Raw genomic sequence first — 12,819 nt, 5'->3', positions numbered from 1 at the left:
TCTTCAATGTTCATATCTTCATATGCCCAAGCATCCAATAGCGGAACATCGGTAATCGATGGGTTTAACCCACATGCTCAAACATAGCATATATTTCTCAATCGCGCAACGATTGCAGAAACTTTTTATCGACATCCGTCAACTCGACATGTTCGAGCAAATCCGGACGTCGTCGATACGTGCGTTCGAGCGATTGCTCTCGGCGCCATGCCTCGATCCGGGCGTGATTTCCCGACAAGAGCACTTCCGGCACGGTCAATCCACGAAAATCAGCCGGTCGTGTATAGTGAGGGTATTCCAAGAGACCAGTCGAGAACGAGTCATCTTCATGGCTCGCCTGATCGCCAAGTACATCCGGAATGAGCCTTACGGTCGCATCAATCATGACCATCGTCGCGAGCTCTCCACCTGTCAAAACGAAATCACCGATCGACACCTCGTCGGTCGCCAGTTCATCATGGATCCGTTGGTCGAACCCTTCATAATGTCCACACAGAAAGACCAGATGTTCCTCCTTGGCCCATTCTTCGGCCATTCGTTGATTGAACGGTTTTCCGGTAGGCGTCGTGAGAATGACCCTTGGGCTCTTCGCCTCAAGGGAATGAAATGCATCAAAGATCGGCTGCGGCGTGAGCAACATGCCCGCTCCACCGCCGTACGGATAATCGTCGACTTTATGATGCTTGTTCGTTGAAAAGTCCCGAAAGTTGAGGAACGACATCTCCACCTGTTCGAGCGCCTTCGCTCGACCGACGATGGAGTGATCGAGCGCATGAAACATCTCCGGGAACAACGTCAATACATCAATCTTCATCGTCAATCATTCCAGGGATCGGTGTGATGACGACACGCTTCGCATCGACATCAATCTCTTGGACGACCGATTCGATATAAGGGATGAGCGCGTCCGACTTTCCTGGTCGTTTGATGACCCAGACGTCGTTCGCTCCATTCGTTTCAAAGATGTCGTCGACGACACCGATGACTTCCCCATCCACGACAGCCTCACAGCCGATGATTTCATGATAATAAAATTCGTGTTCGTCCAAGTCGTGGACGTGTTCGGCGTGGACATATAGTTTCAGCCCTTTATATTTTTCAATGAGATTGATATTGTCAAACCCTTTGAATGTGACGAGGTGAAACTGCTTATGAGGACGATACGTCGTGATCGTCATTTCCTGTTTCGTTCCGTCGACATCAAGAAACAACGTGTTTCCTTTTTTAAATCGCTCTTCCGGAAAGTCTGTCGCCGCCAAAATCTTCACTTCCCCTTTCAGGCCGTGCGTATTGGCGATTTTCCCTACATATAACCAGTCCATCTTTTTCCCTCCTCAACAAAATAGGCCGACCTCAGAAAAGGTCGGCCACATCATTACTTCGCGTTTTTCGCGTTGTGGAATTTCTCCATGATCCCTGCTTTAGAGAACAAGTTGCGTACTGTGTCAGATGGCTTCGCGCCGTCTGCCAACCATTTGAGAGCGAGTTCTTCGTTGATGCGAACTTCTGCTTCTGGTTTTGCAACCGGGTTGTAGTGACCAACTTGCTCGATGAAGCGACCGTCACGTGGTGAACGTGAGTCTGCTACAACGATACGGTAGAAAGGTGATTTTTTTGCGCCCATGCGCTTAAGACGAATTTTAACTGCCATGGTAATATACCTCCATCATGTGTTTAAGAATTGACAACTTTTATAGTATACAGCTTTTTCGTTCGACTGACAAAAGATTTTGTTAGAAGAATGGAAGGCCGAGACCTTTTTTCTTCCCTTTCATTTGTCCTGACATTTGTTTCATCATCTTCTTCATGTCATCGAACTGTTTGATGAGACGGTTCACTTCTTGAATCGAGCGACCGCTCCCTTTTGCGATCCGCTTACGACGACTCGCGTTGAGCACTTCCGGATTGGCGCGCTCATGTTTCGTCATCGAGCGAATGATCGCTTCGACGTGATCGAGTTGTTTCTCGTCGATTTGGACGTTCTTCAACCCTTTCATCTTACCTGCACCAGGTAACATCGAAAGTAATTCATCAATTGGTCCCATGTTTTTCACTTGGGCCAACTGTTCAATGAAATCATCGAACGTGAATGACGCGTCACGAATTTTGCTTTCAAGCTCCTTCGCTGCGTCTTGGTCCATCTGTGTCTCGGCTTTTTCAATGAGCGAGAGCACGTCCCCCATTCCGAGGATCCGTGACGCCATGCGTTCCGGGTGGAATGGTTCGAGGGCATCCAACTTTTCTCCGAGACCGACGAATTTAATCGGCGCTCCCGTGACTGCCTTAATCGAAAGGGCTGCCCCACCTCGTGTATCTCCGTCGAGCTTTGTGAGCACGACCCCGGTGATTCCGAGTTTCTCATTGAAACTGTCGGCCACATTGACCGCATCTTGACCCGTCATCGAATCGACGACGAGGAAGATCTCATTTGGTTTGGCAATCGTCTTCACATTTTCGAGCTCGCCCATAAGCGTCTCATCGATATGAAGGCGACCGGCCGTATCGATCAACACGAAATCGTGATGATTTGTTTTTGCGTACTCGAGTGCCTTCGTCACAATCTCTTCCGGCTTCACTTGATCACCAAGTGAGAAGACCGGTAAATCGAGTTGTTTTCCGAGTGTCTCGAGCTGCTTGATTGCCGCAGGACGGTAGATGTCCGCCGCGACGAGAAGTGGACTTCGGTTATGCTTTTTGCGAATCAAGTTCGCTAGCTTCCCGGTCGTTGTCGTTTTCCCTGCCCCTTGCAGACCGACCATCATGACGACTGTCGGTGGTTTCTGACTGAATGAGATCGGGACGACATCGCTTCCCATCAAGTTCGACAACTCTTCGTGAACGATTTTGACGACTTGTTGACCTGGCGTCAATGATTTCATGACATCCTGACCAACCGCGCGTTCCTTCACGTCATTGACGAATTGCTTAACGACTTTAAAGTTGACGTCGGCTTCGAGGAGGGCGAGGCGAACCTCACGCATCATCTCTTTGACATCGGCCTCCGAGATTTTCCCTTTACCGCGCATTTTTGAAAGTGTCGATTGCAATCGTTCTGATAATCCTTCAAATGCCATGCTTCAGCCCCCTACTCTAAATTCTCAAGCGCAGAAATCGTGGCGCTCACGTCATCGGTGAGCTCGACTTGACGTTTGAGGGTCTGAAGAAGTTGCTGGCGCTGTTCGAACTTTTCGAATAGGGCTAGCTTTTCCTCGTACTGTTCAAGCATCGTTTCTGTGCGCTTTATGTTATCGTAGACCGCTTGACGGCTGACTTCAAACTCTTCCGCAATCTCTCCGAGCGAGTAGTCATCTAGGTAATAAAGAGACATATAGTTGCGCTGTTTCGGTGTGAGGAGCGCTTGATAGAAATCGATGAGATAGTTCATGCGATTCGTTTTTTCGAGCGTCAAACCTTTCACCTCCACATGTTAAGTGAAATCCCTTTACAACTACCTATAGTACAGCCGTGCCTACTACTTGTCAAGTTTTTTTCTTAACAGCAAAACTTAGGCGAGGTCCTCGTTTGTGTCCTCTTTTTCCATCGAGGCATCCTGTGTCTTGTCCTCAAAAACATCGCCGAACAGTCCAAGGACGAACTGTTCTGGATCAAACTCCTGTAAATCGTCAATCTTCTCTCCAAGCCCGACATATTTGACCGGGATATCGAGTTCGTTCCGAATTGCTAGGACGATCCCGCCTTTGGCCGTCCCATCGAGCTTCGTGAGGACGATTCCGCTCACGTTCGTCGCTTCTTTGAACGCTTTCGCTTGAACCATGGCGTTTTGCCCCGTCGTCGCATCGAGGGCGAGTAACACTTCGTGCGGTCCGTTCGGCACTTCCCGCTCAATGACTCGTTTGACTTTTTCAAGTTCTTTCATTAGATTGACCTTATTTTGAAGACGTCCCGCCGTATCACAAATCAAGACGTCCATGTTGCGTGACTTAGCAGCCTGAACGGCGTCAAAGACGACGGCAGCCGGGTCAGACCCTTCCGTTTGACGAATGACGGGAACCCCGACACGTTCTCCCCATACTTGAAGTTGCTCGATGGCGCCGGCACGGAACGTATCCCCTGCCGCGAGCATGACGGAACGCCCTTCAGATTTCAACTGGTGCGCCAGCTTGCCGATGGTCGTCGTCTTTCCGACACCATTGACGCCCACAAACAAGATGACCGTGAGTCCGTCTTGCATATTCAGTTCACGGTCCGATTCATCCTCTTGGAGGCGGTTCGCCACGACTTCGACGAGTGCGTCACGCACCGCGACCGGGTCCTTCAGATTACGTCGCTTCACTTCTTCTTTCAAATCTTCGACGAGATCCATCGTCGTCGTGACGCCGACATCCGCTTGAATGAGTAAATCTTCGAGTTCATCGAAGAAATCTTCATCCACTTCGCGGAAGCGATAGACGAGGTCGTTGACGGCACTTGCAAAGCCGTCACGTGTCTTCGTCAACCCCTCTGTAAACTTCTGTGACACCTCTTGGGTAGATGTCGTCAATTTCTCTTTTAATTTCTTGAAAAAGCTCAACGTGATTCCTCCATCTCTTCATCCATTTCAACGACACGTTTTGCTTCGGACAGTTCGACCGATAATACCTCGGACACCCCGTTCTGTTGCATCGTGACGCCATATAGTGTGTCCGCCGCTTCCATCGTGCCTTTACGATGCGTGATGATGACGAACTGCGTGTCGATCGACAACGTCCGAATGTATTCTCCGAAACGATGCACGTTCGCCTCGTCAAGGGCCGCCTCGACCTCATCGAGAACACAAAACGGTACCGGACGCGTCTTCAAAATCGCAAACAATAAAGCGATGGCCGTCAGCGCACGCTCTCCACCAGATAACAGACTGAGTGTCTGTAACTTTTTACCCGGTGGTTTGGCGACGATTTCGATTCCTGTGTTCAACAAATCCGATTCGTCTACCAATTTCAAATCCGCTTCCCCGCCACCAAAAAGCTCGGTGAACGTCTGTTTGAAATGCGCCCGGACGCTCGTATATGTTTCTTTGAAGAGGCGTGTCACTTCGCGGTCCATCTCGGCGATGATCTCATATAAATCTTCTTTTGCACTGACGAGGTCATCCCGCTGTTCAGACAGGAACGTGAACCGTTCGTGGACACTATCAAACTCTTCGATCGCATTTAGATTGACCGGTCCGATTTCTTCGATTTGACGAACGAGCAACTTAAATTCCTCTTTCGCCTCTTCTAACGGGATTTCGAGTGCCGGCAATAGTTCTGCGACGAGTCCGTTCTCTTCTAACACATCGAGCTTCCATTGCCGTTTCAGCTCGAACTCTTGTTTCGCCGTTTCAAGTTTTCGAACGACAGCTTCAGCTTGACGTCTTGCCTCCGTTGCCTGATCGACCCGTTGACGTATGATCCGATACGCCTCTTCGTTCGTCTTGAGTGTTGTTGATGCTCCTTGAAGCCGCTCTTGAATTTCTTTGAAATCCAGTTTGGCAGTAGCAAGCGTCGCCTCGAGTTCTGCAGATGACACGACTTCTCCACTCTCGAGCCGCGTCAATTCACGCTCCATCTGATCGCTACGTTCCTGCAAACGACTTTGGTCGGTCACCAGACGGTCCAATTCATATCGGACCCGCTCTTCTTCGAGCGTGTGCCGCTGAAGATCGAGCTCGTTTTGACGCAGCAACGATTCCAGTTGACCCGTGCTCTCAGCACTTTTCGCCTGCTCTGCCCGAAGCGATTCGAGACGTGAACGAATGTCAGCTTGGGCGCGGTCCGTGTCGGCCAATTCAATCGTCAATCGCTCTAATTCAGCAGTCGATGTCTCGATCGTCCGCTCATAGCGCATCATTTCATGATCGAACAGTTCCAGTTGTGACTTGGCATCGAGGGAGGCACGTTCCGCAGTACGGTAGGCCGACTCGACTTCACGGAGGCTCGTTTCAACGGAACGTTTCTCATCCCGAAGTTCAGACAACTGTTGCGTAATGTCCTCCAACTGTTCTGTATACTCTTGAAGACGTGTTTTTTGCTCATGCAACATGGCGAGGCCTTGAGTGAGACCTTGTTTCAAATCATCTAATTCGCGCGACTGCGTGAACAGGGCCACGCCCTGCTTGCGACTACCACCCGTCATCGATCCGCCAACGTTGACGATATCCCCTTCTAACGTGACGACACGGAAACGATATCCCGTCGATTGGGCGATACGGTTCGCGACTTCAAGTGTCTCCGCCACAAGCACGGAACCGAGCAACGACTTTTTCAACGGCTCGTATGATGCATCTGTTTCGACGAGTTCCGACGCCACACCGACAAATCCGTTCATCGAGTCGAGTCGATCTAACACCTCACTCGGCACGAATCTCGGTTTGATCGTCGTCATCGGCAAGAATGTCGCTCGTCCTGCGTTGGCTTTTCGTAATTTATCAATTTCACGGCGTCCCACCGTCTCATCTTGTACGACCACATGCTGCTGTGTCTGCCCAAGTGCCGTTTCGATGGCCGCTTCATACGAAGGACGGACACGGATCAGTTCCGCGACAGCACCAAGGACACCTGATGAACGGTCTTTTAAGACGAACTTGACCGCATGGAAATAGCCTTCATACGATTGCTTCATCCGTTCGAGCATCTCGATTCGGTCTTCCGTCTTCTGACGGCGGCGTTCGAGGTCGTAGAAAGACGATTCGGCTCGTGTACGTTTTTCACGAATTGCCGTCTCTTCGTCCCGAAGTTGTGTCTCTTTTTGACTCAGTTGTTCAAAGCGACTTTGTACCGCTTCATACTGCTCTCGAGTCGCCAAAAGTGTCGCTTCCTGTGAGGAACGATCATCGAGACGATGTTTGTTCTCGCGTAGAAGGCGTTCTTTCGACTCGACGGCGACATCGATATCCCGTTGTTCCCGCTTTTGTTGGTTACCGATTGTCGCTTTCGTTGTCGCGAGTTCGAACGCCTCACTTTGTAACGCTTCGATTTCAGCATTGAAATCACGAGAGGCGGCTTTCAACTGTTGTTGAAGTGACTCTCTCGTCGCAGTCGTTTGTTTCAACGTATTTCCTTTTTGGTCAAGTTCTTCATGAACGACCTTCAATCGCGCTTCAAGCTCGGTCATCTCTGCACGTACTTCTTCACGTTGTCGGATGAGTCGTTCTTTCATCTCGGCACCGTGTTCTTCTTGTGCTTTTGCGAGCTTGATGTCACCCGTCAAACGCTCGACATAGGTCGAATGCTCCCGTTCTTTTTGGTTCAGCTCTGTCAATTCTTCGCGTAACTCGGCGAGCTTCGCTTCGAGCCCGCTACGTTCCTCCGTGAGGTCACGTAACGAACGGTCACAGTCAGATAACTGTTGAACAGATTCCACGTGACGTGCGGACACTTGCTCAATCTCCTGTTGGAGCAAGTGAATTTCTGCGCCCATGATTCCTGTTTCGAGTTCATCATGTCTCGCTTTGGCGACTTTGTACTCCCGAGCGAGCGCCGCTTGTTCACGGAGCGGTTCGACTCGGTCCGCCAACTCGAATAAAATGTCATCGACCCGGGACAAGTTTAATTCGGTGTCCTGTAACTTGCGTTCAGCCTGTTTTTTCCGCTGACGATATTTCAGTACGCCGGCTGCCTCTTCGATGACGGCACGTCGATCTTCCGGTTTCCCAGAAATGACTTGTTCGACCCGCCCTTGACCGATGATGGCGAACGCATCTCGTGAAAGACCTGTATCCATAAATAAATCAATCACATCTTTTAACCGACATGGTTTTTTATTCATAAAATAGTCGCTGTCCCCACTTCGGGTCACGCGACGGGTCACACTCACTTCTTCATATGGGAGACGCAACTGTTCGTCTCGATTATCGAGAACGAGGGTGACCTCGGCGACATTTCGGTGATTCTCTCCTTCACTTCCGGCAAAGATGACATCTTCCATCTTGGCACCACGAAGTGATTTGGCCGACTGTTCTCCGAGTACCCAGCGAACAGCGTCCGATATATTGGATTTCCCGCTCCCGTTCGGCCCTACTACAGCCGTGACGCCGGGACGGAAATCTAATTCAATTCGCTTGGCAAATGATTTAAAGCCAGCGAGTTCGATTCGTTTTAAGTGCATCGTGACCATCCTATCCGCAGTAAGCATTCATCTGTATATTTTACCACAGTTAACAGTTCGTCAAAATGCCCGAATCATGCTATTCTAAAAAGAACTGTAGAAAGGGGAATACAGATGACGAATGAACAGATGATTGAAGCCATTTTGGATAAAATGAACATTATTAACCGCGGTGCGATCAAAGCGGAAGAATATAATGCGGCTGATCCGTCAGCGGTGAAAGAGATTTACGAGTACGTGATGACACGCTCTTCGCTCTCTTTGTCGGAAGTCGATGGTATCGTCGAAGAACTCGGTCAATTGACATGAAAAAGGAGTGGACCCCCAAGCGGTCCACTCCTTTCGTTTATAAATCTGCGTAGCGCCGATTAAAGGCAATAAGCGCTTCTTTAGCAGCCAATTGCTCGGCTTCTTTTTTCGAACGCCCAACCCCTTCACCGACGATGTCGTCGCTGAGGCGTGCATGTGCGACGAATTCCCGGCTATGCGCCGGACCACGTTCCTCAATGATCTCATACGATACAGGTCCGAGCCCTTCCCGTTGGACGCTCTCCTGTAACTGGCTCTTGAAATCGGTCTGTTCTTCGAATACTCCCGCTAAGACTTTCGGAAAAACCGCTTCGGCGAGGAATCGTTCGACGGCCTCAATTCCTTGGTCCAAATAAAGAGCACCGATATAGGATTCGAACACATCGGCAAGCAGTGCCGGACGTTTTCGTCCACCGGTCAACTCTTCACCTTTCCCAAGCAAGATGAAGTCAGAGAAAGCATAAGCTTCCGCAAAATTCACGAGTGACGGTTCGCATACGATCGCCGCTCGTAATTTCGTCAATTCCCCCTCGGAGCGCTCCGGATAAGTCTCATAGAGGAAGCGAGATACGGTCAGTTCTAAAACAGCATCCCCTAAAAATTCTAAACGTTCATTGTCTTTTCGTAACCCGCGTTGCTCATTCACATAAGATGAGTGTGTGAACGCCTGCATCAACAAGTCGTGATTCGAAAATTGAACGTTCAACCGTTCTTCCAATGATTTAAATAGTTCCAAGATGCGTGCTCGTTCCATCTCCTGACGCCGACGCCGTTGCGCCGACCCTTGACGGTCAAACCGTCGTTTTTCTTTTGTCATAGTTCCCTCCATGAATAAGCACAAGCCCACCGCCCGGAACCGAGCGGTGGGAAGGCTTGATTACAATTTTGTTTCGATGTAAGACACTACGTCGCCAACAGTCGCAAGCTTCTCAGCGTCTTCGTCTTCGATCGTGATGTCGAATTTGTCTTCGAGGTCCATCACCATTTCCATTACTTCAAGTGAATCCGCACCAAGGTCATCCTTGAACGATTTGTCTGCTGTGATTTCAGATACGTCTTTCCCGAGTTTCTCAGCAACTGCTTCTTGTACGTCTACTAAAATTTGTTCTTTTGTCATGATAAAATCCCTCCAAAGGTAAGTATATTAAATGTCAGTCTGTTGGTAAAGTTCTCTTTTACGCCATCGTCATGCCGCCATCGACGGCAATCGTCTGTCCGGTCACATAAGCGGCTTGTTCCGAAGCGAGGAAGGAGACAAGGTTCGCCACATCCTCCACCTGTCCGAAACGGTTGAACGGAATCTGCTCGAGTGTAGCCTCTCGTTGCGCATCTGTCAAGGCATCGGTCATATCCGTTTGAATGAACCCTGGACAGACGGCATTGACAGTCACGTGACGTCCCGCGAGTTCGCGCGCCACTGATTTTGTCAATCCGATCAAACCTGCTTTTGCAGCCGCATAGTTCGCTTGTCCTGCATTGCCAGTAATCCCGACAACCGAGGCGATGTTGATGATTCGACCTGCTTTCGACTTGAGCAAAGGTCTTGTGACGGCTTGCGATGTCAGAAAGGCGCCTTTCAAGTTCGTCGACAGCACATCTTCGAAATCGGCTTCTTTCATTCGCATGAGTAACCCGTCACGCGTGATCCCTGCATTGTTGACGAGACAATCGACGCGTCCGAACGTATCGACTGTCGTCTTGACGAGCGCTTTGACATCGTCAGCATTGGATACATCTGCTTTCACGGCGATGGCTTCGCCGCCTGCATCCGTGATCATGGCCACGACATCATTCGCCTTTTGTTCACTACCCGAGTAGTTCACGACGACCCGAAAGCCGTCTTCCCCTAAACGTTTCGCGATGGCCGCCCCGATTCCCCGGGACGCCCCTGTCACGATCGCCACTTGATCATGCACGTACTTCTCCTCCTAACGAGGCGACTTCTTCCAACGTGGTCGCCTTTTGAATCGAAACGTTCGAGTCGATTCGTTTAATCAATCCTGAAAGCGGTGAAGATGGGCCGAACTCGATGAACGTGTCTACGCCGTCTGCAATCGCCTTGCGCACACATTCTTCAAAACGGACAGACGAATACAGTTGTTTCGTCAATAACGCCTTCAACTGTTCAGGGTCACGATGTACCGCCGCGTCCACGTTCGAAATCAAGTCGATGGAAGCCGCTTCAAATGGCGACGAGGCAAGAACGTCTTGGAAACGTGTTGCTGCCGGCATCATGTAGGAACTATGGAACGCTCCAGATACGTTTAACGGCAATACCCGCTTCGCACCGGCAGCCTTCAATTCCACGCTTGCTTGTTCGACCGCGTCGACATGCCCTGAAATCACGAATTGACCAGGACAATTCAAGTTGGCGATTTGAACTAAATTCCCACTCGCACTGATTTTTTCAGTGATATGAAGCGCTTCTTGAAGATCGGTCATCCCGACGACTGCTGCCATCGTTCCATCCTTCACTTCAGACATCAACTGTCCACGCGCCCGGACGAGAACGGTCGCTTCTTCAATATCGATGACACCCGCACTGACGAGCGCCGCATATTCACCGACACTATGCCCGATGACGACATCTGGTGCCGCACCGCTCTTCGCATAGGCTTGCGCGAGGAGCGAAGCGTGCGCCACGATGGCCGGCTGTGCAATTTCCGTTTCTTGTAGATCTTCCTTCGACCCGGATGACATGACTTCAAGTAGGTCAAATCCGAGTCGACGTCCGATTGCTTGAAGCGTTTCAGGATGATCTAAAAAGGTTTGTCCCATCCCAACGGCTTGGGAACCTTGCCCTGGAAACACCCATGCTACTTTCCCCATATCTTCACCTGCTTTCGCTTAGTCTATCGCTTTGGCACGCTTGATTTTTTCAACGACATCGTGATCTACCATGACTTTCGCCTGTTTCAACGCACTCATGATGGCGAGTGCATCGCTCGACCCATGCGCCTTGATGACCGGTGCATTGATCCCGAATAATCCGGCTCCCCCGTGTTCGCGATAATCCAACGTTTCTTTTAATCGTCTCAATTTCGGTTTTAAGATGAGAGCGGCGAGTTTGGATACAAGGTCACTCGTGAATTGTTCTTTCATCATCTTCATTAGCATCGAAGAGGAGCCCTCCACACCCTTTAACAAGATGTTTCCGGCAAATCCTTCGGTCACGATGACATCCACATCACCTGACATCGCTTCACGCGCCTCGACATTCCCAACAAAATGGACAGGTGCCTGTTCAAGGAGGGGGAACGCTTCTTTTGTCAGCGCATTTCCTTTACCGGCTTCCGTCCCGATATTGAGAAGAGCGACACGCGGTGTCTTGATGCCACGGACATGTTCCGCATACAGCGAACCCATAATCGCATAATCCACGAGGTGTTCAGCTTTTGCATCCGGATTCGCTCCGACATCCAGTACGACGACACCACTACCAGTATATGTAGGGAACGTCGGAGATAATGCCGGACGCTCGATTCCTGGGATCCGCCCGATGATGAAAAGAGACGCCGCCATCAATGCGCCGGTATTCCCGGCAGACACGAGAGCATCCGCTTTTCCTTCTTTGACAAGCTGAGCTGCCACGACGAGCGAGCTATCCTTCTTACGGCGCACCGCCCGTACCGGTTCGTCTTCACCTGTGATGATTTCACTGGCTGGGACAACCGTCACACGAGGATCATCAAGACCGTATGAGGCAATTTTCACCTCATCACCAACTAAAAAGAGTTCCATCGGTTCATTTGGATATAGCGCAATGAACCCTTTCACACCTTCTACAATCGCCTTCGGTGCGTGATCGCCACCCATTGCATCAATCGCTAACTTCATGCTTACTCCTCCTCACCACGTCGGTAAATCGTGAAGTCGCCGTCAAAGACGCACTCCTCACCGACATAACTTTCAACTGTGACGTCCGTTCTCCCGTCCCCTCTTAGTTTCATCACACGAGCCTTGGCAACGACTCGCTCTCCAAGATGGACTTGGCGACTAAAGCGAATATCCGCTTTAGTGGTCAACGCCAATTCATCATTGATGAGCGCCACCGCTAACGAGTTGGCTTGCGCGAACAAGACGTGTCCACGGGCAATCTCGTTGCGGCTAAAGACGTGTTCTTTCTCTATATCGAGGACTGAGATCGCAGAGTCATCTAGCTTCAAGTCAATCATATCACCGATGACCTCGCTCATTGAAAGCGATTTGACTTCATCGAGATGTTCGGAAGCCACATGTTTGATCCGTTCCCGCACTTCTGGAATTTTTAATTCCATCCGGTCGAGTCGAATTGTTTGGATGCTGACAGAAAACTGCTTTGAAAGTTCTTCGTCTTTGATGAACGGGTTATGCTCAATCGTTTCTTGTAACAAGCGTTGCCGCTCTTTCTTAGGTACCCGCATTCAGTTCCCTCCTAAACTAATC

The 12,819-nt window shown here is 50.2% G+C and carries 14 protein-coding genes; 1 reads left to right on the top strand and 13 read right to left on the bottom strand.

Annotated features, from left to right (window positions below):
* Positions 1 to 97 precede the first annotated feature (97 nt).
* From trmD to smc, 7 genes are all read right to left on the bottom strand, one after another.
* Positions 98 to 814, bottom strand: coding sequence for a tRNA (guanosine(37)-N1)-methyltransferase TrmD (gene trmD, locus F3H97_RS03135; protein ID WP_196430534.1), 717 nt, complete (start codon positions 812 to 814; stop codon positions 98 to 100).
* A complete protein-coding gene (gene rimM / locus F3H97_RS03130) occupies positions 804 to 1,322 on the bottom strand; it encodes a ribosome maturation factor RimM (protein ID WP_015881367.1) in 519 nt (172 codons plus the stop codon). Before rimM ends, trmD begins: the two co-directional genes overlap by 11 nt.
* 53 nt (positions 1,323 to 1,375) lie before the next feature.
* A complete protein-coding gene (gene rpsP / locus F3H97_RS03125) occupies positions 1,376 to 1,651 on the bottom strand; it encodes a 30S ribosomal protein S16 (RefSeq protein WP_015881366.1) in 276 nt (91 codons plus the stop codon).
* 82 nt (positions 1,652 to 1,733) lie between these two features.
* Positions 1,734 to 3,074: a signal recognition particle protein gene (gene ffh, locus F3H97_RS03120; RefSeq protein ID WP_159562079.1), complete on the bottom strand. Its 1,341-nt coding sequence runs from the start codon at positions 3,072 to 3,074 to the stop codon at positions 1,734 to 1,736.
* Between the two features lie 11 nt (positions 3,075 to 3,085).
* Entirely contained in the window at positions 3,086 to 3,409 is a 324-nt protein-coding gene (locus F3H97_RS03115) for a putative DNA-binding protein (protein WP_015881364.1), read from the bottom strand.
* Between the two features lie 96 nt (positions 3,410 to 3,505).
* The gene (ftsY, locus tag F3H97_RS03110) at positions 3,506 to 4,531 is read right to left on the bottom strand and encodes a signal recognition particle-docking protein FtsY (protein ID WP_196430533.1); all 1,026 of its coding nucleotides are present in this window, start codon (positions 4,529 to 4,531) and stop codon (positions 3,506 to 3,508) included.
* Positions 4,528 to 8,085 (bottom strand): chromosome segregation protein SMC, encoded by a 3,558-nt coding sequence (smc, locus tag F3H97_RS03105; protein WP_196430532.1) that lies wholly within the window; start codon positions 8,083 to 8,085, stop codon positions 4,528 to 4,530. Before smc ends, ftsY begins: the two co-directional genes overlap by 4 nt.
* Positions 8,086 to 8,199: 114 nt before the next feature.
* On the opposite strand from smc, the gene F3H97_RS03100 reads away from it, so the two are divergent.
* Positions 8,200 to 8,394: a DUF1128 family protein gene (locus F3H97_RS03100; protein WP_015881361.1), complete on the top strand. Its 195-nt coding sequence runs from the start codon at positions 8,200 to 8,202 to the stop codon at positions 8,392 to 8,394.
* Between the two features lie 37 nt (positions 8,395 to 8,431).
* On the opposite strand, the gene rnc is transcribed toward F3H97_RS03100, so the two are convergent.
* The 6 genes from rnc to fapR form a co-directional block, all read right to left on the bottom strand.
* Entirely contained in the window at positions 8,432 to 9,148 is a 717-nt protein-coding gene (gene rnc / locus F3H97_RS03095; RefSeq protein WP_074037940.1) for a ribonuclease III, read from the bottom strand.
* A 123-nt stretch (positions 9,149 to 9,271) separates the two neighbouring features.
* Complete coding sequence (acpP, locus tag F3H97_RS03090; protein WP_196430531.1) at positions 9,272 to 9,511, bottom strand: acyl carrier protein; 240 nt, start codon at positions 9,509 to 9,511, stop codon at positions 9,272 to 9,274.
* Positions 9,512 to 9,569: 58 nt separating this feature from the next.
* On the bottom strand, positions 9,570 to 10,310 hold the full coding sequence (gene fabG, locus F3H97_RS03085) for a 3-oxoacyl-[acyl-carrier-protein] reductase (protein ID WP_074037275.1): 741 nt from the start codon (positions 10,308 to 10,310) through the stop codon (positions 9,570 to 9,572).
* Entirely contained in the window at positions 10,303 to 11,223 is a 921-nt protein-coding gene (fabD, locus tag F3H97_RS03080; protein ID WP_196430530.1) for an ACP S-malonyltransferase, read from the bottom strand. Before fabD ends, fabG begins: the two co-directional genes overlap by 8 nt.
* An 18-nt stretch (positions 11,224 to 11,241) precedes the next feature.
* On the bottom strand, positions 11,242 to 12,231 hold the full coding sequence (gene plsX / locus F3H97_RS03075) for a phosphate acyltransferase PlsX (RefSeq protein WP_196430529.1): 990 nt from the start codon (positions 12,229 to 12,231) through the stop codon (positions 11,242 to 11,244).
* A 2-nt stretch (positions 12,232 to 12,233) separates the two neighbouring features.
* A complete protein-coding gene (gene fapR / locus F3H97_RS03070; RefSeq protein ID WP_196430528.1) occupies positions 12,234 to 12,797 on the bottom strand; it encodes a transcription factor FapR in 564 nt (187 codons plus the stop codon).
* Between the last annotated feature and the right edge of the window lie 22 nt (positions 12,798 to 12,819).

Origin of the sequence: Exiguobacterium sp. SRB7LM, from assembly GCF_015712685.1 — a bacterium.
GTDB classification, from domain to species: Bacteria; Bacillota; Bacilli; order Exiguobacteriales; family Exiguobacteriaceae; genus Exiguobacterium; species Exiguobacterium profundum.
The sequence above is the reverse complement of the archived record's forward strand: the minus strand, read 5'-3'. Positions and strand labels throughout refer to the sequence as shown.